Genomic DNA, 22,987 nt, shown 5'->3' on the forward strand with positions numbered 1-22,987 from the left:
AATTCCATCGTGGCCCGGCTATGGCTTGCGCAGCCGGGCCATTCGAAACATGCAGGTTCTATGCCGCCTTGCCTGTTACCTGGGCAGCCACCGGCAGCCCCTGCTCGATCGGCAGCGACGGATCGCGCGACCATTCGTTCCAGGAGCCGAAATACATCCGCACGTCCTTCACGCCGGCATTCTTCAGCGCAAGGAAGGTGTTCGAGGCGCGCGCCCCCTTGAAGCAATAGAGATAGACCGGCGTGGTGGTCGAGATGCCGACGGTGGCGCATTCCGCCAAAATCTCGTCCTTGGACTTGAAGCGCGGGCCTTCGGCGGTCGGCTTCATCATGCGGTACCATTCAAGCCAGACCGCGCCGGGGATGCGGCCCTTGCGCGGGCAGAAATCCTTGCCGTAGGGCGACGAGCTGTCGCCGATCCACTCGTCGACATCGCGCACGTCGAGAATGGCGACGCCCGGCTTGCCGACCGCAGCCAACATGGTCTTGGCATCGATCAGGATCTCACCCGCTTCGGGCACGATCGCGAACGAGGCCTTGGCCGGCGCCGGCACGTCCTTCGTCACCGGGAAGCCCGCGCCCGCCCAGGCGTCGAAGCCGCCATGCAACACCTTCACCTTGGGATAGCCGAGCATGGTGAGGAGATAGTAGCCGCGGCAGGACTGGCCGAAGCCGGAGTTCATCGACTGCTCGTAGATCACCGCCGTTTCCTTGCCGGACAGGCCGGCGGCGCCGAAAGCGTCGGCGAATTTCGTCTTCAGTTCGGCCATGCCTTCTGGCGTCGAGGACGCGAGGAAGGTGAAGATCTCGTGCACGTTGACGGCGTTTGGCAGATGCCCGGCGGCGTAGGCGTCGGGATTGCGGGTGTCGATGACGACACACGGCTCTAGCTTCAAGAGATCGGCAAGTTCGACGGCAGTGATCAGGACGTCAGTCATGGCAGCCTCTCCGTTGAGGTTGAGGGGTCTTCAGGGGTGGACTCGTAAAGGTCAGGAATCAGCGAGCATCTTGCGCAACTGCTTGGTGGCGGGCGTGACGATCGCGACGAAATAGGCCTCGCGCAGGCGGCGCTGCGCGCGGTGGCTCATGAGATAGCCGCGCGCGCCACAATGCAGCATCGCCGCATGCGCCGCCGCGACGCTGGCCTCGCCGGCGCGAAGCCGCAGCGCAATCACCTTGCGCCAATAGGTCTCCTCCTCGTTGTAGGGATCGCGCGCCAGCATCATGGTCTCGGTCTCGAGCTCGGTCGCGAGCTCGCGGAAATTCACCGGCTGCTGCGGCAAATAGCGGTTGATGTGGCCGAGCGGACCGCCGACCTCGTTCATGATGTTGATGCAATCCTTGATCAACCCGAGAGCCATGCCGGCCTGGAGCAGAATGAAGCCGGCGCGGATCTTCTTGACGAAAGGGCCTGCAGGATCGGCGAGGATCAGGTCGTCCGACACGAAGACATCGCGGAACTGCACGCCATAGGTCCCGGTGCCGTCCATGGCGAGGAACGGTTTGCACGGCGTCAGCGTGATCGCGGGATCCGAGCAGTCGGCGAGGAACATCACCGTGCCGGGCGCGTCACTTGCGCTGCCCTGATCGTCCTCTCGCTCGAAGATGGTGCCAAAGTAATGATCGGGTCCGAGATTGGAGACCCAGGGCAACGCGCCACGGACGATGTAGCCGCCCTCGACCTTCCGTCCCTTCAGCTTGAGTTTCTCGATGCCAAAGAAGCTCTTCATCGGATTGGAGAGCCCGGTGCCGCCGAGCACCCGGCCGGTCGAGAAGGCGTCGCCGAAGCGCTTTGCAAGCTTCGTGTTGGTCGAGTTGGCGGCGTACCAGACCAGCGTGTTCTGGCACCACGCCATGAAAGCGGTACCGCCGCAGACTTCTCCGATCGCCGCCATCGCCTGGATGGCACAGCGAAGATCTGCAGGACCTTCGTGCGGCACGTGACTGCCCCAGGCGCCGACGGCGCCGAACGCACGCAGCACCTCGGCCGGATAGACCGAGCCGTCGTCGATGCCGGCGGCGAGCGGCGCGAGTTGCTCGCGTGCAATCCGCGCCACCTCGCCTGCAATGGACGGTGCGGGCTGATCCAAAACCTCGGCCCGCGATAAAGCCAGTGAACCCATGATCGTCTCCCGCACCTTGTCCTGGTTGCCGTTGGCTAGATGCCGACCTCGAGATTGACCGGGCGCGTGAAGGTGTTGGCGACCGGCGACCATTTCTTCACATGGTCGACCAGCGCGTTGATCTCGTCCTGCGAGACGCCCTCGCAGGCCATGTCGACCTTGACGCGCACGTCGGTGAAGCCGACCGGCTTGTCCGAGGTATCGCCGGTGCCCCAGACCGCGGTGATGTTGAGGTCACCTTCGAGCTCCAACTCGAGCTTGTTGACGATCCAACCGCGATGCACGGCGTTGGCGTGCAGGCCGACGGCGAGGCACGAGCCGAGCGCGGCGAGCGAGGCTTCCGACGGATTGGGCGCGGTGTCGTCGCCCAGCAGCCCCGGCGGCTCGTCGACGATATAGGGCGGCAGATTGCGGATGTAGTTGGCGTGGCGGAATTTGCCTTCCGCGACCGTCTTGCACTTCAAGGTCTTGACGACCTTCGGATTGGCCTTGCCGCTCGCGATGAGTTGCTCGAGGCCATTCTTGTCGATGGGCGCGAGGCACCCCGTCAGCACTGTCTTTTGAACGACGGCAGTCATCATCTTCTCCCTGGCAGAAGTGGAAAACGGTAGGATACCGAACGGTCTGTTTTCTTGCATGGAGCGTGCCAGAGCGGGCCGAAAGCGAAATGCGAGGCATTGGAGCCGCTTAGCGATGGCTGCCTGCGGATTGACCAGCCGCGCCCTGCTCAAAGGTGATGCAGATGAGATCGCCGGTGCGAATCTTTTTAGCGCAGAGCAGATGCGGCTTGATGATACCGCGCGGCTGCGATTAAGTTGCGGTCCATGGCCAAGCCCTCACCGAACAAGCCCTCGCTGAACAAGATGTCGAAGAAGACCGCGCCGCATTCGGGCGCCGGCGACGATGAATCCGCACGCGGGCGCCTGCTCAGCGCCGCCTCGCATCTGTTCTGCAAGAACGGAATCAACGCCACCGGCATCGATGCGATCATCGAGGAGGCCGGCACCGCGAAGACCACGCTGTACAAACTGTTTGGCTCCAAGACCAATCTCGTCAACGCGGTGCTCGAGAGCGAAGGCAAGCAATGGCGCGAATGGTTCATCGGCGCGATGGAAGACGGCGGCGGCGATGCGCAGGCGAAGCTCACGCGCATCTTCCCGGCGCTGAAGAGCTGGTTTGCCGAGGAGCGCTTCTATGGCTGCCCCTTCATCAACGCGGTCGGCGAGCACGACAAGGACGCCAAGCAGTTCCGCAACATCGCGCTGAAGCACAAGAAGATCGTGCTCGGCCACATCGAGAAGCTCGCCGGCGAGCTCGGCTCGAGCGAACCTGCGGTGCTTGCCCACCAGCTCGGCCTCCTGATCGACGGCGCGATCGTCGCCGCGATGATCTCGCGTGATCCCGGCGTGGCAGATACGGCGGCGCTGACGGCCGGCCCCCTGCTTGGCCAATCCAAGGCAAAAAAGAAGCGCGCGGCGGATCAGCTGGAGGCTGTGTAAGTTTCGTAGCAACCATTAAGGTTCTCCCGATTTTCCGCAAGCATGACGCCGGGCTTGCAGCCGTCAAGGTGTGGCCTGGCGGCAGCGAGTTTGACGCGGGGCGTTCGCGACGGCCAACCTTGACGGCCGCGGCGCACGGCGTCGTCCAGGCGGAAGGTCGGGACGAAGAAACGGCCGCCTGATCGAACAAAGAAACGCGATCAGGTGGCGGGCAGCTTGGCAGTTTGAGGCGCTTCGGCGATCCACGGAGTTCCGCGGGCGACCACGGCGTTGATCGTGACGAGCAACTTTCTGGCGCAAGCGACCAGCGCGCATTTATGAGATTTTCCGGCGGCGATCAGCCTTGTATAGAGAGCCTTCATCTGCGGGTTCCATCGGGAGGATGCCGGAAGAGCCGCGTTGTAGAGCGCCCAACGCAGCCGCTCACGGCCACCTTTGATGTGACGGGCACCGGATCGTTCGCCGCTATCGTCGTCGTAAGGCGCCAGTCCACTGAGAGCTGAGGCCCGTTCGCGTGTGATGTTGCCGATCTCGGGCATCCTGATCAGGACGGCAGCCGCGGTCGGCAGACCGCAGCCGGCGACGCTGTAGATCAGATCGAGCCGTGCGGCGAGATCAGGATGCTTGCGGATCGCCGCCAGCAGCGCCTTGAACTCGGCTCGTTTGGACTTTGCCAACAGCGCGATCTGCGCCTTCCAAACCCCTTGAATCCGCTTGTCGCGGCAACTCTCGAGCCGGTTCTTCAGCCTTGCGATGTCTTCCGTGATCTGATCGATCATGGTCAGATGCTCGGCAAAGGGCTGCAACCGCGGATCCGGTGCAGGATGGATCGTCTTGACCGCGGCAGTGCACGTCGCGATCAGCGCCGCGTCGATCCTGTCGTTCTTAGCCAGCAGCAGACGGAACGTGGCATAGGCGCGGACCTGCTTCGGCTGAAACAGCACGACGACGAAACGCTTGCGCCGCAGCTCCGCAACGACCGCCTGCTCGTAGCCTCCACTTGCCTCGATCCCGACCCTCTTTACCTTGCGGCACTTCAACCACTCCACCAGCGCCTGGTGACCTCTTGCCGTGTTGTCGACCCGCAACTGCTCAGAGTTGCCATCGATCGCCACGTCGAGCTTGCGTTTGCCGGTATCGATCCCGGCACAGATCGTGTTACGCTTGGCCATCTTCCTCGACCCTCCCTTGTTATGCGAACCTGAAGTTCGTTCAACCATGCGGGTCCCGATGAAGTGCCGACCGCGATCTTGCTACGAAACGCAGCCCTCAAGGCTTCGGTGGGCATCGATCCGATCGATCGGCGGCCCAGCCAGGGTGGCCACCCGGGCTGGGCCATTCCTCACGGAACGGGGCCAATCCTATACCGATGCGCTAATACAAGGGTGGGCAAAAGGCGCGTAGCGCCGTGCCCACCACTTCTGATCCCGATCGCTCGAAGACGGTGGGCACGCTTCGCTTTGCCCACCCTACAAAATCTGGGTTACCGCCCCGCCTTTCCCTCCCGCGGCAACGCGTCGGTAAACCGCCTGATCGCCTCGCGCACCGGTCGCTGATCGCCCGCGAAGAACCAATGATCGTTGCCGTCGAGCTCGACGAACTCCGCACCGCTGATCCGGCTCGCGATGTCGCGGCCGGCCGCGATCCGCACCGCCTGGTCGCCGCGCCGGTGCAGCACCAGCGTCGGCACGGCGACCCGGGGCAGCAGCTCTCGCACGTCGGCATCGCGAAAGGCTTCGAGCACGGCCGAGATACCGCCGGGACTGGAGGCCGCACGCAATAGCCCGGCCCACCAGGCGCGCGCATGGGGATCACCCGCCAGACTCGGCGCAAAGGTCTCGATCCCGACCGGCCCACCCCATTGTGCGATGAGTTGCTTGCTCCAGGCATCGTACTGGCTGGCCCGCAGGGCATGCGGATAATCCTGCGACCAGCAGCCCTTGGCCAATGCGCCGAACAGGATGAGCCCGGCGACGCGGCGCGGTACGCTTCACCACCTTCGACCGCCGGACATTCCGTCCGGCGGCAAGGCGAACCGCCTTAATTTACCTTCCATCAAGCACGGCTTGCGATCCGGGAACCCTGTAAACACGGCTTTAGGACCACCCGCGCCTTATCATCCGCAGGACAAGGGGATGCTTTGGGATGCGGTCCGACGCTGGACGATACAGCTTGCCGCGCTGGCGCGTGATGCAGTGGTTGACGGACGTCGGCCCCGACGTGCCGGCCGACATCCGTGCAGCCCTCATCGCCCAACTCTTCGGTGCGGTCCCGATCTTTGCCGGCGGCGCCATCAATTCGGTCGCGATCGCGGCCATCATCGCCTATCGACAGCAGACGGCGCCGCTCATCGCCTGGTTCGTGCTTGAACTCCTGATTTGCCTGGCGCGCCTCGCGATCCTGCTCGCAGCACATCGCGCGATCCGGCTGCACCGGCCGACCCCGACCGATCTTCATCTCCTGTTCTCGATGGCCTGGAGCCTGAGCCTCGGCCTCGGCGCGATGGCGAGCATCGCGAGCGGCGACTGGCTCGTGGCGATGCTTGCTTGCATGTCCACGGCGGCGATGATCGGCGGCATCTGCTTCCGCAATTTCGGTGCGCCGCGATTTGCCGGGCTCATGATCCTGATCAGTCTCGGCCCCCTCGTCCTTTACATCGCCCTTCTTGGCGAGCCGGTGCTCTACATCATGATCTACCAGATCCCGATGTATCTCGCGGCCATGACCGGCGCAGCCTTCAGGCTCAACAGGATGCTGATCACCACCATGCAGGCCGAGCGCGAGAACAGCCGCCGCGCGCACCATGACGCGCTCACGGGGCTGCTAAATCGCGCCGGATTTGTCGACGGCCTCGAGGCGAAGCTCGCGCAATCCATTCGCGAGAACCGCTCCTTTGCCCTGTTCTTCTCCGACCTCGACGCGTTCAAGCCGATCAACGACACGTTCGGACATGCAGCCGGCGATCAGGTGCTCAAGGTAGTCGCCGAGCGGCTGCGCAAGGCGGTGCCCGAAGGCGCGGCGATCGCGCGAATGGGCGGTGACGAATTCGTCGCGCTGGTCGATGGCGTCACGGCCGATCAGGCGCTGGCGATGGGACAACGCATCGTCGACGAGATCGCAGCCCCCTATCAGATCGATGGCGAGACCCCTGTCACCATCGGTGCGAGCGTCGGCATCGCACTGGCGCCCGATCACGGTTCCCAGGTCGACGAATTGCTCGTGGTCGCGGATATGGCCCTCTACGAGGCGAAATCGGGCGGCAAGTCACGCTGCTGCCTCGCCGGACTCGATATCGGCCTGACGGCGCTGCGCCGGCTTCAGCACAGTGGCAGGCGGCCTGCGAACGCGACCAGCGTCGCCGCCTGAGCCGCGATCGATCCTCGATGTGTCTGCTCGCCCCGAGCTGGCGTGCAGAGCGTCGTAAGAAGCCGGGCGGTGATGATCGCGTCTCGAGGCGACCTTGCCGCGAGCACACCCCGCTTTGCCCACTATGTGGAGCCTCAAGCCGTCGAGCGGCGTTGAACCCGCGGTTGATCATAGATACGCTCGCAAATGTTGGTCAACAAAAGCGCCAGGGGGACGCGATGGTTCGCGAGTTTGCGGCATTTGCAATCGTTGCCACGGTCATTTGGATCTCTGGCGTCTCATCCGCCGACGCCCAGCAACGGGAGTTCAACACGCCCGACCTGGTGATCCTCAACGGAAAGGTTCTGACGCTGGATGACCGGTCGACGGTCACGGAGGCCGTGGCCGTCGCAGATGGCAAGATCATCGCAACGGGGACCAGCGCTTCGATCAGGTCACTTGCCGGCGACCGGACCCGCGTGCTCGACGTGTCCGGCAAGACCGTCATTCCCGGGTTGATCGATACGCACGCTCACTTCAAGGCCGCTGGTCTGGGCGACTACGTCGTCATCATGGGCCGCGCCAAGACCGTCGCTGAAGCGCTCGAGGCCATCAAGTCATTCGCTGCCAAGACGAAGCCGGGCGAGTGGATCATAGGTGGCGGGTGGCATCCGCCGTCGCAACTGGCCGAGAAGCGCTATCTGACGCGGCAGGAGATCGATAGCGTTGCGCCGAACAACCCGGTCTATCTTCGAACCGTCGGGCACTTTTCGATGGCGAACACCATGGCACTGCAGCGGGTCGGGGTCGACAAGACCACCGAGGATCCGAGTGGTGGAAAGTTCGAGCGCGATGCGGCCGGCGAGTTGACCGGCCTGCTCGTGGAAACCGCGATCAATCGAGTCGAGAAGGCCGTGCCGCCCTGGACCGAAGCGGATGAGATGCGGCAATTCACCATCGCCGAAGGCGTGCTGAACAGCTTCGGCATCACCAGTGCGATCGAAGGCGCGACAGAGCCGCGCGATATTCGCACGCTGCAGAAGCTTGTCGCATCCGGCAAAGCCACCTTGCGGACCGGCGTGATGTTCCGACCTGAGCCCCCGGCCGATCTGACGGCATGGGAAGCGATCATGTCGGGCAACGGAGCCTCTTCGGGGTTTGGCGACGATTGGCTCAAATTTGCCGGCATCAAGATCTTCTACGACGGCGGCATGACATTGAAGACAGCGCTCATGCGCGAGGTGTATCCGGATTCACATGACAATTACCATGGCACCACGCAACAGACACCCGAGCGGCTGAAGCAACTCATCTCCATCTGCAACCGATATGACTGGCGGGTCGGTGTTCATGTCGTGGGCGACCTCGGTATCGACCAGGTGCTCGATGCGTTCGAGGCAGTGGATAAGGAAAAATCGATCCGCGACCGTCGCTTCGTCCTCATTCACGCCAGCCTGATCCGGCCAGAGCAGATGGAACGTGCGCAAAGGCTGGGCGTCCGCATCGATTTCCAGAACGTTTTCATGTGGGACAAGGCAGCGACCGTCGAACGTTTTCTCGGGAAAGCGATCGCGGACCGCGCCGTGCCGACCAGGACGTTGATCGAGAAAATGGGGCTCGACAACCTCGGCGCCGGGACGGATTTTCCCGTCAACCCGATCAACCCCTTCCTCAACATGTACATCATGGTGACCAGGAAGGACCCCGCCGGAAAGGTCTACGGCGCGACGGAAGCCATCACCCGCGAGCAGGCCCTGCGACTCTACAGCAGCGCGGCTTCGCGCTACACCTTCGATGAAGCGCGCAAAGGGACCATCGAGCCCGGAAAGCTTGCGGACATCGTGGTGCTCTCCGCTGATTACACGGCCGTGCCGGAGGAGCAGATCAAGGACATCAAGGCGGACCTGACCCTGGTCGGCGGCAAGATTGTCTTTCAGCGCTGAACCGGCGCTGATCGGCCGGGGTTACGCGTCCTGCTCGATCATCCCCTGAAGCCGCGCCAGCTCCGCCTCGAGATCGCGCTCCACGTCCGCCGCACGGATCTCCAGCACCCGATAGTCCCGCGCCTCGAGCCAGCTCCGCCGCGACGCGCGATCCGCCGCGATCGCCTCGCCCTCGCCCGGGTTGACCAGCTCGATCGCGATCCGGTGCGGGAACGAGACGAAGTCCGGGATGTGGCGCCCGACCGGAGTCTGGCGCTTGAATCCGCCTGCGAAGCGGCGGTCGCGGGTCAGGGCCTGCCAGAGCAGGCGCTCGGCATCGGTCGGGTTGCGGCGGAGCAGGCGGGCGAGTCCGCGCACGGTCGAACCGCTGTCGGGCGTCCCGCTGCCATGCTCGGCCAAGAGCGCGCGCAGGCGCGTGGCCTGCTCGCCGTCGAGCACGCCTCCCTTGGCCGGGCCCTTGCGCCCCTCCGCGATCGCCATCACCACCCCGTGCAAGGTGTGCATGTCCTGCTTGGTCGGTTCCATCCGGCTGAAGATGTTGCGCAGGTTGACCAGCATGGTGTCGCGCTTCTCGGCCGGGCGCAGGAATTCCACCTTGTCGAGCTCGCGGATGAGGTTGTCGAAGAAGGCCTGCATCTGGTGCTGCGAGGCGCGCTCGGAGCGCTCCGGCATGGCGTGCGGCAGCTCGCCTGAGGTCGCCCGCTTGAACCATTCATAGCCGACCAGCAGCACGGCCTGGGCGAGGTTGAGCGAGGCGAAACCCGGATTGACCGGGAAGGTGATGATGCGGTTGGCGAGCCCGACCTCCTCGTTGGTCAGCCCCCAGCGCTCCCTGCCGAACAGGATGCCGGCTTTGCCACCGGCCGCGACGTGACCCGCGATCTCGCTGGCCGCCGCTTCCGGCCCGACCACGGGCTTGGCCTGGTCGTGGGGGCGCGCGGTGGTGGCGAACAGCAGGTCGAGGTCGGCCACCGCCTCTTCGACCGTCCCAAACAACTGGACCTTTTCCAGGATGTGATCGGCGCCGGCCGCGGCGCGCTGTGCGGCGATGTTGGGCCAGCCGTCCCTGGGGTTGACGATGCGCAAGGCGCCAAGCGCAAAATTGCCCATGGCGCGCGCGGCCATGCCGATGTTTTCGCCCAGCTGCGGCTCGACCAGGATCACGATGGGACCGTCGAGGGACAAACCCGCCTTGCTCTTGTCAGTCCCCGACATCTCGTTTCGCTTTCACGCTGTCTCTCAGGGCCTTGGCAAGGCCGCCTCAGGAATTGATTCAAGCCGGTCGCCGGACCGGCTGCCCGTCCGCCTGTCGTTTGCCTGTCCTGACGAAATTCTCAAGGGAAATAACGGGTTGGAATCGACTTTTGAATCTCTGCCGAAGCCTCGGGCCCGCTCCGGCCCGCGGGCCCCTCCCCGCCCCCCGTCTGTGGGGGCTGGATCGGCTAAAAGTGCATAATCCCTTGGCTTTCGCCCGCCGCGTCTGGGTGCTATGAGGCGGCGGATATTCCCGTGGCGCGCTGAAAGCGCCGTTCCCAAGAGGCTTCCCCGATCATGGCAAAAATCAAGGTATCCAATCCCGTCGTCGAACTCGATGGCGACGAGATGACCCGGATCATCTGGCAGTACATCAAGGACAAGCTGATCACCCCGTTCCTGGATGTCGAGCTGATGTATTTCGACCTGGGGATGGAGTACCGCGACCACACCAACGATCAGGTCACCATCGACGCCGCCGAGGCGATCAAGAAGGTCGGCGTCGGCGTCAAGTGCGCCACCATCACCCCTGATGAAGCCCGGGTGAAGGAATTCAACCTCAAGCAGATGTGGAAGTCGCCGAACGGCACCATCCGCAACATCCTGGGCGGCGTGATCTTCCGCGAGCCGATCATCTGCAAGAATGTGCCGCGCCTGGTTCCCGGCTGGACCAAGCCGATCATCATCGGCCGCCACGCCTATGGCGACCAGTACCGCGCCACCGACTTCAAGTTCCCGGGCAAGGGCACGCTGTCGATGAAGTTCGTCGGCGAGGACGGCACCGTGATCGAGAAGGAAGTGTTCAAGGCCCCCGGCGCCGGCGTCGCCATGGAGATGTACAATCTCGACGACTCCATCATCGACTTCGCCCGCGCCTCGCTGAACTACGGCCTGCTGCGCAACTACCCGGTCTACCTCTCGACCAAGAACACGATTCTGAAGGTCTATGACGGCCGCTTCAAGGACATCTTCCAGGACATCTACGACCGCGAGTTCAAGAAGGAATTCGAGGCCAAGGGCCTGACCTACGAGCACCGCCTGATCGACGACATGGTGGCCTCGGCGCTGAAATGGTCGGGCGGCTACGTCTGGGCCTGCAAGAACTACGACGGCGACGTGCAGTCCGACACGGTCGCGCAGGGCTACGGCTCGCTCGGCCTGATGACCTCGGTGCTGCTCACCCCCGACGGCAAGACCGTCGAGGCCGAAGCCGCCCACGGCACGGTGACCCGACATTACCGCGAGCACCAGAAGGGCAAGGAGACCTCGACCAACTCGATCGCCTCGATCTTCGCCTGGACCCGTGGCCTGTCGCACCGCGCCAAGCTCGATAACAATGCCGAGCTCGCCAAGTTCGCCAACACGCTGGAGAAGGTCTGCGTCGACACCGTCGAGGCCGGCTACATGACCAAGGATCTCGCGCTCTTGGTCGGCGCCGACCAGCGCTGGCTCTCGACCACCGGCTTCCTCGACAAGGTCGCCGAGAACCTGACCAAGGAGCTGGCGGGCTGAGCCGACCGCAATTTCGCCCGACTGGGCCAGACATCATCACGGGCCGCGCAACAGCGCGGCCCGTTTCTTTTTGGGACCTTGCCCGGAGATGCCACCATGTTCATCAAGCTTGCCGGCCACACAATGCTGCTCGCGGCCCTGATCGGGCCGGCCGGGGCTGCAGAGCCGCTTCCCGACGCCATCGCCGCACCGGGCGAGAGCGTCGTGCTCAGCGTCCACGCCGAGGGCGCGCAGGTCTACGAATGCAAGGCCGGTAGCGACGGCAAGCTCGCCTGGGCCTTCCGCGAGCCGATCGCGACGCTGCTGTCCGAGGGCAAGACGATCGGCCGGCATTATGCCGGCCCGAACTGGGAGCTCGCCGATGGCAGCGCGGTGGTCGGCAAGGCTATCGGCAACGCACCGGGCGCAACGGCGGCCGATATCCCCTGGCTGAAGCTGGAGGTCGCCGCCCGCCGCGGCAGCGGCACCCTCACGCCTGTTACCACGGTCCAGCGCATCAACACCCATGGCGGCAAGCTCGACGGTTCTTGCGACAAGGCCGGCGAGTTCAGAAGCGCGCCCTACTCGGCCGAGTATGTTTTCCTGAAGAAAGGCTGAGACCGATGCTCTTCATGGTGATCGAACGCTTCAGGGACCGCGACCCAATTCCGGTCTACCGGCGCGTGCGCGACGAGGGCGTCAAGTTTCCGGAAGGCCTGAAATATCTCGGCAGCTGGATCGAGCCGAATTTCGACCGCTGCTTCCAACTGATGGAATGCGACGACGCTCGCCTGCTGCAGGAATGGGTGTTGAACTGCCAGGGCAACGGCATGACGTTCGAGATCGTGCCCGTCGTGCCCAGCAAGGAGACGCGCGAGGTTGTCGCGCCCTTCCTCGACGGAACGTGACGGCTACCTCGGGCCCTCGTCCTGCTTGGCCTGAGCCAGCTCCGCCAGCGCGAGGTCGCCGGTATCGGCGAGCCGCGCCTTGGCGGTGGTGTGGACGTGGTCGGCCAGCGTCGGCATGCGTTCGATCAGCGCGTGAAAATCCTGGGCATCGAGCACCAGAAGGCGCGTCTTGCGCGTCGCCGTCACCGTGCCGCTGCGTTTTGTTTTGTGCAGCAGCGCGATCTCGCCGAAGAAGGTGCCGTCGGTGAGCCGCACGTGCTGGCTCGGCAGCGCGATCTCGACCTCGCCGGCGGTGATGAAATACATCGACGAGGCCGCATCGCCGCGGCGGACCAATATCTCTCCCTGCTCGATGGTGCGCGCGCGCAAGAGGCGCATGATGTCGGCGATCTCGGCGGCCGACAGATGCGAGAACAGCGGCACCCGCGCCAGCATGCCCCAGGTGACGACGAAGTCGCGCCGCTTCACCTCCTCGGCAAAGGCGGTGGAGATGATCGCGACCGGCAGCGCGATCATGGCAAAGCCGCTGATGATGGCGAAAGTGGAGACCAGCTTGCCGAGCGCCGTCACCGGCACCACGTCGCCATAGCCGACGGTGCCGAGCGTCACGATCGCCCACCACATCGCCTGCGGGATGGTGCCGAGCTTGTCCGGCTGCACGTCGCGCTCGATGGCGTAGAGCAGCGAGGCGAAGGTCAAGACCGCGCCGATCAAAATGACGATGCAGCCGATCAGCGCCCGCCGCTCGGCATGGACAGCGGCGAGCAGCGAGCGCATCGCCGGCGAGTACCGGATCAGCTTGAAGAACGGCAACACGCCGAGGGCCGCCAGCGTCGTGTGCCGGCCGGTGGCGAGCACGATGGACGCGGGCAGGAACGCCATGAGGTCGATGATGCCGAGCGTCGAAAAGACGTAGCAGAGCCGGTCGGACAGCGCGGAGCCTTTGCGCTGGGTGTGACCCGCCACGGTCCACAGCCGCGCCAGATATTCCAGCGCGAACACGATCACGGACAGGGTGGTGATGGCTGCGAACACCGTGCCGAATTGCGCGTCCAGCTCCGGCACCGAGGCGAGGACCATCGCGGCCACATTGAGCACGATGACGCCGATGATGATCTGGATGAAGCGCGACCCGGCCGAATAGGCCAGCGGATCGTGCTCCAGCAATTCATAGAGGCGATCCCTCACATTGGGATCGCGCAAGCCACGTCCTCGCGGAACGGGGCTCATGGCGATTTACGCGCCTGCCATTGCTTTTTCGATCGCCGCCAGCGCCTCGGTTGCCTTGGCTCCATCGGGGCCGCCGGCCTGCGCCATGTCGGGCCGGCCGCCGCCGCCCTTGCCGCCGAGCGCTTCGGAAGCAATCTTGACCAGGTTCACGGCGTTGAAGCGCGCGGTGAGGTCGGCGGTGACGCCGACCACCACGCCGGCCTTGCCGTCCTCGGTGACGCCGACGATGGCGACCACGCCCGAGCCGATCTGCTTCTTGCCGTCGTCGGCGAGGCTCTTGAGATCCTTCATCTCGATACCCTCGACCGCGCGCGCCATCAGCTTGACGTCGCCGACCTCACGCACGCCCGTGGCTGCACCATTGCTGCCGGCGGACGCACCGCCGCCCATCGCCAGCTTCTTGCGGGCGTCGGAGAGCTCGCGTTCGAGCTTCTTGCGCTCGTCCATCAGCGCGGTGATGCGCGCGGGGACGTCGTCGATCGAGGTGCGCAGCTCGTTCGCCGCGGTCTTGGCCAGCGCCATGGTCTCGTTGGCGTGCCTGCGCGCGTAATTGCCGGTCAGCGCCTCGATGCGGCGCACGCCCGAAGCAACCGCGCTCTCGCCGGTGAGCGTGATCAGGCCGATATCTCCGGTGCGCTTGACATGCGTGCCGCCGCAGAGCTCGACCGACCAGCCGAGCGCGTTGGTGCCGCGCTCGCGCGCGGTCCTGCCCATCGAGACGACGCGAACCTCGTCGCCATATTTCTCGCCGAACAGCGCGCGCGCCCCGGCTTCGCGGGCCTCGTCAACGCCCATCACGCGCGTCGTGACCTCGTCATTCTCAAGCACCACGTCGTTGGCGATGTCCTCGACGCGGGCCAGCTCCTCCGCCGTGATCGGCTTCGGATGCACGAAGTCGAAGCGCAGGCGGTCCGGCGCGACCATCGAGCCGCGCTGGGCGATGTGGTCGCCGAGCACCTGGCGTAGCGCCTCGTGGATGAGATGCGTTGCCGAGTGATGCGCGCGGATCGAGAAGCGCCTGGAATGATCGACCTCGAGCTGGAGCGCTGTGCCGAGCTTCAGCTCGCCGCTCTCGACCTTGCCAACGTGAACGAAGAAATCGCCGAGCTTCTTCTGCGTGTCGGTGACGCGGAACTTGATGCCGCCCTCGCCCGTGAGCACGCCTGTGTCTCCGACCTGGCCGCCCGATTCCGCGTAGAACGGCGTCTGGTTCAGCACGATCGCACCGGTCTCGCCGGCCTTGAGGCTCGTGGCTTCCTTGCCGTCCTTCACCAGCGCGGTCACCACGCCTTCGGCGCTCTCGGTCTCGTAGCCCAGGAATTCGGTCGCGCCCAACTTTTCGCGCAGCGGAAACCAGATCGCTTCAGAGGCGGCTTCGCCCGAGCCCTTCCAGGACTCGCGCGCCTTGGCCTTCTGGCGCTCCATCGCGTCGGTGAACGAGGCCTGGTCGACGCTGATGCCGCGCGACTTCAGCGCGTCCTGCGTCAGGTCCAACGGAAAACCATAGGTGTCGTACAGCGTGAAGGCGACGTCGCCGTCGAACATGTCGCCCTTCTTCAAGGACGCGCTCTTCTCGTCGAGGATGGCAAGGCCGCGGGTCAGCGTCTTGCGGAAGCGGGTCTCTTCCAGCCGCAGCGTTTCCTCGATCAGGTTTTCCGCGCGCATCAAATCGGGATAGGCCTGGCCCATCTCGCGCACCAGCGCCCAGACCAGGCGATGCATCAGCGGCTCCTTCGCACCCAGCAGCTGCGCATGGCGCATCGCTCGGCGCATGATCCGGCGCAGCACGTAACCGCGGCCCTCGTTCGAGGGCAGCACGCCGTCCGCGACCAGGAAGGCCGAGGAACGCAGATGGTCGGCGATGACGCGGAACGAGGCGACGGTCTGCTCGTTCGGCCCGTGGCCCAGCGCCGACGAGGTCGCGTCGATCAGATGACGGAACAGATCGGTCTCGAACACGCTGTCGACGCCCTGCATGATGCTGGCCATGCGCTCCAGCCCCATGCCGGTGTCGATCGAGGGACGCGGCAGATCCACGCGCTCCTCCTTCGTCACCTGCTCGTATTGCATGAACACGAGATTCCAGAATTCGAGAAAGCGGTCGCCGTCCTCTTCCGGCGAGCCTGGCGGGCCGCCCCAGATGTGATCGCCGCGGTCGATGAAGATCTCCGAGCACGGGCCGCACGGACCGGTGTCGCCCATCGCCCAGAAATTGTCCGAGGTCGGGATGCGGATGATGCGATCCTCGGAGAAGCCGGCGATCTTCTTCCAGAGGCCGGCCGCCTCGTCGTCGGTGTGATAGACGGTGACGAGCAGCTTGTCCTTCTTTAGCCCGTATTCCTTGGTGATCAGCTTCCAGGCCAGCTCGATCGCGCGCTCCTTGAAATAGTCGCCGAACGAGAAGTTGCCGAGCATCTCGAAGAAGGTGAGATGGCGCGCGGTGTAGCCGACATTGTCGAGGTCGTTGTGCTTGCCGCCGGCGCGAACGCATTTCTGCGACGTGGTGGCGCGCTGATAGGGCCGCTTCTCGACGCCGGTGAAGACGTTCTTGAACTGCACCATGCCGGCATTGGTGAACATCAATGTCGGGTCGTTGCGCGGCACCAATGGCGAGGACGACACGATCTCGTGGCCGTTCTCGGCAAAGAAGTTCAGAAAGGTCGACCTGATCTCGTTGACGCCGCTCATGTTCATCCAATCGGGTGTGCCTGGACCCGCTTCTCGCCATCCAAACCGTAACGTTGAGGCTGATATCTGCGGGCCAAAGCGCTTTTAGACAAGGCCAGCTGCGCTGTCCAGAAACTGTGCAGAGAGATCAGAGGGTTGCCGCAGGCGCTCAATCCCGTTGGATAGGACGCGCGGACGCGTTGACAGGCTTGGCCCCGCTGTGGTCTTTACCCATCTGTATCGTACGGCCACGTCGGGAGAGACCGGCTTTAGGCAGCCGGCGCCGAAGGAGCAACCGCCCCGGAAACTCTCAGGCAAAAGGACCGCGTGGCTTTGACAGCATCTGGAAAGAGGCGCCGACGGGCAAATACCTTTTAAGGAAGGTTTGCCCGGATGGCTCCCGCCGACGGGATAATACTCTCAGGCACAGCGACAGATGGGGCTTCGACTGGTGTCCTCAGGGAATCCTCCCGGGGGAACCACCGAGGGCCCCTGTGATGCTAGCGCGCGACGACCAAGATTCCCTGAAACGTACGCCCCTTCATGGGCTTCATGTCTCCCTGGGCGGCAAGATGGTGCCATTCGCGGGCTATGACATGCCCGTGCAATACCCCGCGGGCGTGCTGAAGGAGCACCTCCATACCCGGGTCTCCGCCGGCCTGTTCGACGTCTCCCATATGGGCCAGATCGCGCTCCGGCCGAAATCCGGCAGGGTCGAGGACGCCGCCCGCGCGCTGGAACGGCTGGTGCCGCAGGATATCGTCGCGATCGCGCCGGGGCGGCAGCGCTACGCCCAGTTCACCAATGAAGACGGCGGAATTCTCGACGATCTCATGGTCGCCAATTTCGGCGATCACCTCTTTCTGGTCGTCAACGCCGCTTGCAAGGAAGCGGACGAGGCCCATCTGCGCGCGAATCTCTCCAGCGACTGCGTCATCGAGCCGCTCGCAGATCGCGCGCTGATCGCGCTGCAGGGGCCGAAGGCCGAGGCCGCGCTGGCGAAATTGTGTGCAGAGGCGCCCGCCATGAAGTTCATGGATTCCGGCCCGCGCAAGGTTGCCGGCATCGACTGCTTCGTCTCGCGCTCCGGCTATACCGGCGAGGACGGTTTTGAAATCTCGGTTCCGGCGGCCGATGCCGAGCGTCTCGCCAAAACGCTGCTGGACAATCCGGACGTGCTGCCGATCGGCCTGGGCGCCCGTGACAGCCTGCGGCTGGAGGCCGGGCTCTGCCTCTACGGCCACGACATCGACACCGCGACCACGCCGGTCGAGGCCGCGCTGGAATGGTCGGTGCAGAAGTCCCGCCGCAGCGGCGGCGCGCGCGCCGGCGGCTTTCCCGGTGCCGAAAAAATCCTCGCTCATTTCGATCACGGCGCGGCCCGCCGCCGTGTCGGCCTGCTCGCCCAGGGACGCGCGCCGGTCCGCGAGGGCGCGCTGCTGTTCGCCGACGGCGCGGGCGGCGAGCCGATCGGACAAGTCACCTCGGGCGGTTTCGGCCCGAGCCTGAATGCGCCGGTCGCGATGGGTTATGTGCCCACGAGCCAAAGCGCGCTCGGCACCAACCTGTTCGCCGAAGTGCGCGGCCAGCGCTTGGCCGTGCAGGTCGCGGCCATGCCTTTCGTCAAGAACACCTACAAACGCTGAGGATCGACAATGACCACCACGCTGTACACCTCCGACCATGAATGGCTCGCTATCGACGGTGACGTCGCCACCGTCGGGATCACCGACTACGCGCAGTCGCAGCTCGGCGACGTCGTGTTCGTCGAATTGCCCAAGGTCGGCCGCGCGCTGAAGAAGGCGGAAGCCGCCGCCGTCGTCGAATCGGTCAAGGCCGCCTCCGACGTCTACGCGCCTGTGACCGGCGAAGTGCTCGAAACCAATGCCGAGCTCGTGGCCGAGCCGGCGCTGGTGAACTCGGACGCGCAAGGCAAGGCCTGGTTCTTCAAGATCAAGATGGCCGACAGGAGCGAGCTCGGCGGCCTCATGGATGAAGCCGCCTACAAGACGCATACGGCTTAAGGACGATGGAGCAAGCGATGACCGCGCACCGCAAGACCAACGGCGACACCGCCGCCAGTTTCGTTCGCCGCCATATCGGCCCGTCGGCGCGCGACGTCACCGCCATGCTCGAAACCGTCGGCGCGAAAAGCGTCGACGCGCTGATGGCGGAGACGCTGCCGGCCTCGATCCGGCAGGCCACCCCGCTCGATCTCGGCAAGCCCTTGAGCGAGACCGAGGCGATCGCGCATATGGCCGAGCTCGCTGCCCAAAATCAGGTCTTCACCTCGCTGATCGGCCAAGGCTATTCCGGCACGATCCTGCCCGCGGTGATCCAGCGCAACATCCTGGAGAACCCGGCCTGGTACACGGCCTACACGCCCTATCAGCCCGAGATCAGCCAGGGCCGGCTGGAGGCACTGCTCAACTTCCAGACCATGATCTGCGACCTCACCGGGCTCGACGTCGCCAACGCCTCGCTGCTCGACGAGGCCACCGCCGCAGCGGAAGCGATGGCGCTCGCCGAGCGGCACTCGCAGGTCAAGGCGCAAGCCTTCTTCGTCGACAAGGACGTGCATCCGCAGACGCTGGCCGTGATGCGCACCCGCGCCGAGCCGCTCGGTTGGACGCTGATCGTCGGCGATCCCCTCACCGATCTCGACAAGAGCGACGTGCTCGGCGCGCTGCTGCAATATCCGGGCTCTTCCGGCGCAGTGCGCGACCTCCGGCCCGCGATCGCGACACTGAAGGCCAAGGGCGCGCTCGCGATCGTTGCGGCCGACCTGCTGGCCCTGACGCTGCTCGCCTCGCCCGGCGAGCTCGGCGCCGACATCGCGATCGGCTCGGCGCAGCGTTTTGGCGTGCCGATGGGTTATGGCGGACCGCACGCGGCCTATATGGCGGTGCGCGATGCGCTGAAGCGCTCGCTGCCCGGCCGCATCGTCGGCCTCTCCGTCGATTCGCGCGGGATGCCCGCCTACCGGCTCGCGCTGCAGACCCGCGAGCAGCACATCCGCCGCGAGAAGGCGACGTCGAACATCTGCACCGCGCAGGTTCTGCTCGCCGTGATCGCCTCGATGTACGCGGTCTATCACGGCCCGGAAGGCCTGACGCAGATCGCGCGCAATGTGCATCGCCGCGCCGCCGTGCTGGCCGCCGGCCTGCGCAAGCTCGGCTTCGCGCCTGATAGCGAGAACTTCTTCGACACAATCAGCGTCGATGCAGGCGCCAAGCGCGCCGAGATCGTCGCCCGCGCAGCAGCTGAGAAGATCAATCTCGGTGTGGGCGAGACGAATCTGCGCATCGCGCTCGACGAGACCACGACATCAGCGACGGTCGAAGCAGTCTGGCGTGCCTTCGGCGGCACGCTTGCTTACGCCGAGGTCGACGCGGAGACGCGCGAGGCGCTGCCGGACGATTTGAAGCGCACCACCGCGTTCCTGAGCCATCCCGTGTTCCACGCGCATCGCTCGGAGACCGAGATGCTGCGCTACATGCGCAAGCTCAGCGACCGCGACCTCGCGCTCGACCGCGCGATGATTCCGCTCGGCTCGTGCACCATGAAGCTGAACGCGACCACCGAGATGATGCCGCTGACCTGGCCGGAGTTTGCGACGCTGCATCCGTTCGTCCCGCGCGAGCAGGCGGCCGGCTATCACGCGCTGTTCGCGCGGCTGGAAAAATGGCTGTGCGACATCACCGGTTATGACGCGATCTCGCTGCAGCCGAATTCGGGCGCGCAGGGCGAATATGCCGGGCTTTTGGCCATCCGCGGCTATCATGCCGCGCGCGGCGAGGCGCACCGCAAGATCTGCCTGATCCCCTCCTCCGCCCACGGCACCAACCCGGCCTCGGCCGCGATGGTCGGCATGGACGTCGTGGTCGTCGCCTGCGAGAAGAACGGCGACGTCGACGTCAATGATCTCCGCGCCAAGGCCGAAAAGCATTCGGCCAATCTCGCCGCGGTCATGATCACCTATCCCTCGACCCACGGCGTGTTCGAGGAGCACATCCGCGAGATCTGCGACATCGTGCACGGCCATGGCGGCCAGGTGTATCTGGACGGCGCCAACCTCAATGCGCAAGTCGGCCTGAGCAGGCCCGGCGATTACGGCGCCGATGTCAGCCATCTCAATCTGCACAAGACCTTCTGCATCCCGCATGGCGGCGGCGGCCCCGGCATGGGCCCGATCGGCGTCAAGGCACATCTGGCGCCGTTCCTGCCTGGTCATCCCGCGACAAAGGCTGACGCACCGGTCGGCCCGGTCTCGGCCGCCCCGTTCGGCTCGGCATCGATCCTGACCATCTCCTACATCTATATCCTGATGATGGGCGGCGAAGGCCTGAAGCGCGCCACGGAGATCGCGATCCTCAACGCCAACTACATCGCAGCACGCCTCGATCCGCACTTCCCGGTGCTCTACAAGAACGAGAAAGGCCGCGTCGCGCATGAGTGCATCGTCGATCCCCGTCCGCTCAAGCCCACGTCCGGCGTCACCGTCGACGACATCGCCAAGCGCCTGATCGACTACGGCTTCCACGCGCCGACCATGAGCTTCCCGGTGCCGGGCACGCTGATGATCGAACCGACCGAATCGGAATCGAAGGCCGAACTGGATCGTTTTTGTGATGCCATGATCGCGATCCGCAAGGAGATCGCCGAGGTCGAGGCCGGCCGCTTCAAGATCGAAGCGTCACCGCTGCGCCATGCCCCGCACACGGTGCACGACATCGCGGACGATGATTGGAAGCGGGCCTACACCCGCGCCGAAGGCTGCTTCCCCGCCGGCAGCTCGCGCACCGACAAATACTGGAGCCCGGTCGGCCGCGTCGACAACGTCTACGGCGACCGCAATCTGGTGTGCTCCTGCCCGCCGGTGAGCGATTACGCGGAAGCGGCGGAGTAACGGATTCGTAGCAACCATTAAGGTTCTCCCGATTTTCCGCAAGCATGACGCCGGGCTTGCAGCCGTCAAGGTGTGGCCTGGCGGCAGCGAGTTTGACGCGGGGCGTTCGCGACGGCCAACCTTGACGGCCGCGGCGCACGGCGTCGTCCAGGCGGAAGGTCGGGACGAAGAAACGGCCGCCTGATCGAACAAAGAAACGCGATCAGGTGGCGGGCAGCTTGGCAGTTTGAGGCGCTTCGGCGATCCACGGAGTTCCGCGGGCGACCACGGCGTTGATCGTGACGAGCAACTTTTTGGCGCAAGCGACCAGCGCGCATTTATGAGATTTTCCGGCGGCGATCAGCCTTGTATAGAGAGCCTTCATCTGCGGGTTCCATCGGGAGGATGCCGGAAGAGCCGCGTTGTAGAGCGCCCAACGCAGCCGCTCACGGCCACCTTTGATGTGACGGGCACCGGATCGTTCGCCGCTATCGTCGTCGTAAGGCGCCAGTCCACTGAGAGCTGAGGCCCGTTCGCGTGTGATGTTGCCGATCTCGGGCATCCTGATCAGGACGGCAGCCGCGGTCGGCAGACCGCAGCCGGCGACGCTGTAGATCAGATCGAGCCGTGCGGCGAGATCAGGATGCTTGCGGATCGCCGCCAGCAGCGCCTTGAACTCGGCTCGTTTGGACTTTGCCAACAGCGCGATCTGCGCCTTCCAAACCCCTTGAATCCGCTTGTCGCGGCAACTCTCGAGCCGGTTCTTCAGCCTTGCGATGTCTTCCGTGATCTGATCGATCATGGTCAGATGCTCGGCAAAGGGCTGCAACCGCGGATCCGGTGCAGGATGGATCGTCTTGACCGCGGCAGTGCACGTCGCGATCAGCGCCGCGTCGATCCTGTCGTTCTTAGCCAGCAGCAGACGGAACGTGGCATAGGCGCGGACCTGCTTCGGCTGAAACAGCACGACGACGAAACGCTTGCGCCGCAGCTCCGCAACGACCGCCTGCTCGTAGCCTCCACTTGCCTCGATCCCGACCCTCTTTACCTTGCGGCACTTCAACCACTCCACCAGCGCCTGGTGACCTCTTGCCGTGTTGTCGACCCGCAACTGCTCAGAGTTGCCATCGATCGCCACGTCGAGCTTGCGTTTGCCGGTATCGATCCCGGCACAGATCGTGTTACGCTTGGCCATCTTCCTCGACCCTCCCTTGTTATGCGAACCTGAAGTTCGTTCAACCATGCGGGTCCCGATGAAGTGCCGACCGCGATCTTGCTACGAAACGCAGCCCTCAAGGCTTCGGTGGGCATCGATCCGATCGATCGGCGGCCCAGCCAGGGTGGCCACCCGGGCTGGGCCATTCCTCACGGAACGGGGCCAATCCTATACCGATGCGCTAATACAAGGGTGGGCAAAGCGGAGCGTGCCCACCTTCTTTGTGCGCGTTGAAATATGGTGGGCACGGTGCTTGCGCGCCTTTGCCAAGCCTAACGGCACTACCGATCCTGGCCGTCGGGCCAACGCATCAGGCTTCCCGACCGGGCCACAAGGCTCTGACAATGGGGGCTCGCAACCGTAAGCGCCCAGGCTTGTGATTCATCGATCTTGCCTTGGAGTTCAGCGAGCGCGCGCGCCTGCC

17 protein-coding genes, 1 pseudogene and 1 riboswitch are annotated in these 22,987 nt (G+C 64.8%); of the genes and pseudogenes, 9 read left to right on the forward strand and 9 right to left on the reverse strand.

The window, feature by feature from the left end; all coding sequences use genetic code 11:
* Positions 1-58 precede the first annotated feature (58 nt).
* The 3 genes from IVB24_RS27955 to IVB24_RS27965 are packed head-to-tail and all read right to left on the reverse strand — an operon-like array spanning position 59 to position 2,700.
* On the reverse strand, positions 59-937 hold the full coding sequence (locus IVB24_RS27955; RefSeq protein ID WP_247769724.1) for a sulfurtransferase: 879 nt from the start codon (positions 935-937) through the stop codon (positions 59-61).
* A 51-nt stretch (positions 938-988) separates the two neighbouring features.
* Positions 989-2,122 (reverse strand): acyl-CoA dehydrogenase family protein, encoded by a 1,134-nt coding sequence (locus IVB24_RS27960; protein WP_247769725.1) that lies wholly within the window; start codon positions 2,120-2,122, stop codon positions 989-991.
* A gap of 35 nt (positions 2,123-2,157) precedes the next feature.
* Positions 2,158-2,700 (reverse strand): OsmC family protein, encoded by a 543-nt coding sequence (locus IVB24_RS27965; RefSeq protein WP_094895773.1) that lies wholly within the window; start codon positions 2,698-2,700, stop codon positions 2,158-2,160.
* 246 nt (positions 2,701-2,946) lie between these two features.
* On the opposite strand from IVB24_RS27965, the gene IVB24_RS27970 reads away from it, so the two are divergent.
* Positions 2,947-3,621 (forward strand): TetR/AcrR family transcriptional regulator, encoded by a 675-nt coding sequence (locus IVB24_RS27970; protein WP_247769726.1) that lies wholly within the window; start codon positions 2,947-2,949, stop codon positions 3,619-3,621.
* Positions 3,622-3,821: 200 nt separating this feature from the next.
* Here IVB24_RS27970 and IVB24_RS27975 read toward each other — a convergent pair whose 3' ends face one another.
* Both IVB24_RS27975 and IVB24_RS27980 read right to left on the reverse strand, forming a co-directional pair.
* The gene (locus tag IVB24_RS27975; protein WP_247768358.1) at positions 3,822-4,793 is read right to left on the reverse strand and encodes an IS110 family transposase; all 972 of its coding nucleotides are present in this window, start codon (positions 4,791-4,793) and stop codon (positions 3,822-3,824) included.
* 311 nt (positions 4,794-5,104) lie between these two features.
* Positions 5,105-5,605 (reverse strand): annotated as a pseudogene (locus IVB24_RS27980) (alpha/beta hydrolase); the annotation flags it as partial.
* 161 nt (positions 5,606-5,766) lie between these two features.
* On the opposite strand from IVB24_RS27980, the gene IVB24_RS27985 reads away from it, so the two are divergent.
* Positions 5,767-6,987, forward strand: a complete 1,221-nt coding sequence (locus IVB24_RS27985; protein ID WP_247769727.1) for a GGDEF domain-containing protein — start codon at positions 5,767-5,769, stop codon at positions 6,985-6,987.
* 218 nt (positions 6,988-7,205) lie between these two features.
* The gene (locus tag IVB24_RS27990; RefSeq protein ID WP_247774185.1) at positions 7,206-8,909 is read left to right on the forward strand and encodes an amidohydrolase; all 1,704 of its coding nucleotides are present in this window, start codon (positions 7,206-7,208) and stop codon (positions 8,907-8,909) included.
* A 21-nt stretch (positions 8,910-8,930) separates the two neighbouring features.
* Here the strand turns inward: IVB24_RS27990 and IVB24_RS27995 are convergent, their stop codons facing one another.
* Positions 8,931-10,124, reverse strand: coding sequence for a TrmJ/YjtD family RNA methyltransferase (locus tag IVB24_RS27995; RefSeq protein ID WP_247769728.1), 1,194 nt, complete (start codon positions 10,122-10,124; stop codon positions 8,931-8,933).
* Between the two features lie 336 nt (positions 10,125-10,460).
* Here IVB24_RS27995 and IVB24_RS28000 point away from each other — a divergent pair, with 336 nt between their 5' ends.
* From IVB24_RS28000 to IVB24_RS28010, 3 genes are all read left to right on the forward strand, one after another.
* Positions 10,461-11,675 (forward strand): NADP-dependent isocitrate dehydrogenase, encoded by a 1,215-nt coding sequence (locus IVB24_RS28000; protein WP_094972272.1) that lies wholly within the window; start codon positions 10,461-10,463, stop codon positions 11,673-11,675.
* Between the two features lie 96 nt (positions 11,676-11,771).
* Positions 11,772-12,272, forward strand: a complete 501-nt coding sequence (locus IVB24_RS28005) for a DUF3455 domain-containing protein (protein ID WP_247769729.1) — start codon at positions 11,772-11,774, stop codon at positions 12,270-12,272.
* A 5-nt stretch (positions 12,273-12,277) separates the two neighbouring features.
* Positions 12,278-12,562 carry a DUF3303 family protein gene (locus IVB24_RS28010; RefSeq protein WP_094972274.1) on the forward strand — a complete coding sequence of 95 codons (285 nt, stop codon included), beginning with the start codon at positions 12,278-12,280 and terminating at the stop codon, positions 12,560-12,562.
* A 3-nt stretch (positions 12,563-12,565) separates the two neighbouring features.
* Here IVB24_RS28010 and IVB24_RS28015 read toward each other — a convergent pair whose 3' ends face one another.
* On the reverse strand, positions 12,566-13,792 hold the full coding sequence (locus tag IVB24_RS28015) for a cyclic nucleotide-gated ion channel (protein WP_247769730.1): 1,227 nt from the start codon (positions 13,790-13,792) through the stop codon (positions 12,566-12,568).
* A gap of 6 nt (positions 13,793-13,798) precedes the next feature.
* The gene (gene alaS, locus IVB24_RS28020) at positions 13,799-16,480 is read right to left on the reverse strand and encodes an alanine--tRNA ligase (protein WP_247769731.1); all 2,682 of its coding nucleotides are present in this window, start codon (positions 16,478-16,480) and stop codon (positions 13,799-13,801) included.
* 223 nt (positions 16,481-16,703) lie between these two features.
* A riboswitch (glycine riboswitch) is annotated at positions 16,704-16,794 on the forward strand.
* 162 nt (positions 16,795-16,956) lie between these two features.
* On the opposite strand from alaS, the gene gcvT reads away from it, so the two are divergent.
* From gcvT to gcvP, 3 genes are read left to right on the forward strand one after another with little or no spacing between them, the layout of a single operon-like run.
* The gene (gene gcvT / locus IVB24_RS28025; protein WP_247769732.1) at positions 16,957-18,105 is read left to right on the forward strand and encodes a glycine cleavage system aminomethyltransferase GcvT; all 1,149 of its coding nucleotides are present in this window, start codon (positions 16,957-16,959) and stop codon (positions 18,103-18,105) included.
* Between the two features lie 9 nt (positions 18,106-18,114).
* Positions 18,115-18,483, forward strand: coding sequence for a glycine cleavage system protein GcvH (gene gcvH, locus IVB24_RS28030; RefSeq protein WP_140480417.1), 369 nt, complete (start codon positions 18,115-18,117; stop codon positions 18,481-18,483).
* A gap of 17 nt (positions 18,484-18,500) precedes the next feature.
* Positions 18,501-21,368 (forward strand): aminomethyl-transferring glycine dehydrogenase, encoded by a 2,868-nt coding sequence (gene gcvP / locus IVB24_RS28035; protein ID WP_247769733.1) that lies wholly within the window; start codon positions 18,501-18,503, stop codon positions 21,366-21,368.
* Between the two features lie 202 nt (positions 21,369-21,570).
* On the opposite strand, the gene IVB24_RS28040 is transcribed toward gcvP, so the two are convergent.
* A complete protein-coding gene (locus tag IVB24_RS28040; RefSeq protein WP_247769734.1) occupies positions 21,571-22,542 on the reverse strand; it encodes an IS110 family transposase in 972 nt (323 codons plus the stop codon).
* Positions 22,543-22,987 lie beyond the last annotated feature (445 nt).

It is taken from the genome of Bradyrhizobium sp. 192 (assembly GCF_023100965.1).
Classification (GTDB): domain Bacteria; phylum Pseudomonadota; class Alphaproteobacteria; order Rhizobiales; family Xanthobacteraceae; genus Bradyrhizobium; species Bradyrhizobium symbiodeficiens.

What these genes read in the sequence shown, in the direction of transcription:
- IVB24_RS27955 (WP_247769724.1), bottom strand. Translation starts at nt 937, where the DNA reads ATGACTGACGTCCTGATCACTGCCGTCGAACTTGCCGATCTCTTGAAG.
- IVB24_RS27960 (WP_247769725.1), bottom strand. Translation starts at nt 2,122, where the DNA reads ATGGGTTCACTGGCTTTATCGCGGGCCGAGGTTTTGGATCAGCCCGCA.
- IVB24_RS27965 (WP_094895773.1), bottom strand. Translation starts at nt 2,700, where the DNA reads ATGACTGCCGTCGTTCAAAAGACAGTGCTGACGGGGTGCCTCGCGCCC.
- IVB24_RS27970 (WP_247769726.1), top strand. Translation starts at nt 2,947, where the DNA reads ATGGCCAAGCCCTCACCGAACAAGCCCTCGCTGAACAAGATGTCGAAG.
- IVB24_RS27975 (WP_247768358.1), bottom strand. Translation starts at nt 4,793, where the DNA reads ATGGCCAAGCGTAACACGATCTGTGCCGGGATCGATACCGGCAAACGC.
- IVB24_RS27985 (WP_247769727.1), top strand. Translation starts at nt 5,767, where the DNA reads ATGCGGTCCGACGCTGGACGATACAGCTTGCCGCGCTGGCGCGTGATG.
- IVB24_RS27990 (WP_247774185.1), top strand. Translation starts at nt 7,206, where the DNA reads ATGGTTCGCGAGTTTGCGGCATTTGCAATCGTTGCCACGGTCATTTGG.
- IVB24_RS27995 (WP_247769728.1), bottom strand. Translation starts at nt 10,124, where the DNA reads ATGTCGGGGACTGACAAGAGCAAGGCGGGTTTGTCCCTCGACGGTCCC.
- IVB24_RS28000 (WP_094972272.1), top strand. Translation starts at nt 10,461, where the DNA reads ATGGCAAAAATCAAGGTATCCAATCCCGTCGTCGAACTCGATGGCGAC.
- IVB24_RS28005 (WP_247769729.1), top strand. Translation starts at nt 11,772, where the DNA reads ATGTTCATCAAGCTTGCCGGCCACACAATGCTGCTCGCGGCCCTGATC.
- IVB24_RS28010 (WP_094972274.1), top strand. Translation starts at nt 12,278, where the DNA reads ATGCTCTTCATGGTGATCGAACGCTTCAGGGACCGCGACCCAATTCCG.
- IVB24_RS28015 (WP_247769730.1), bottom strand. Translation starts at nt 13,792, where the DNA reads ATGAGCCCCGTTCCGCGAGGACGTGGCTTGCGCGATCCCAATGTGAGG.
- alaS (WP_247769731.1), bottom strand. Translation starts at nt 16,480, where the DNA reads ATGAGCGGCGTCAACGAGATCAGGTCGACCTTTCTGAACTTCTTTGCC.
- gcvT (WP_247769732.1), top strand. Translation starts at nt 16,957, where the DNA reads ATGCTAGCGCGCGACGACCAAGATTCCCTGAAACGTACGCCCCTTCAT.
- gcvH (WP_140480417.1), top strand. Translation starts at nt 18,115, where the DNA reads ATGACCACCACGCTGTACACCTCCGACCATGAATGGCTCGCTATCGAC.
- gcvP (WP_247769733.1), top strand. Translation starts at nt 18,501, where the DNA reads ATGACCGCGCACCGCAAGACCAACGGCGACACCGCCGCCAGTTTCGTT.
- IVB24_RS28040 (WP_247769734.1), bottom strand. Translation starts at nt 22,542, where the DNA reads ATGGCCAAGCGTAACACGATCTGTGCCGGGATCGATACCGGCAAACGC.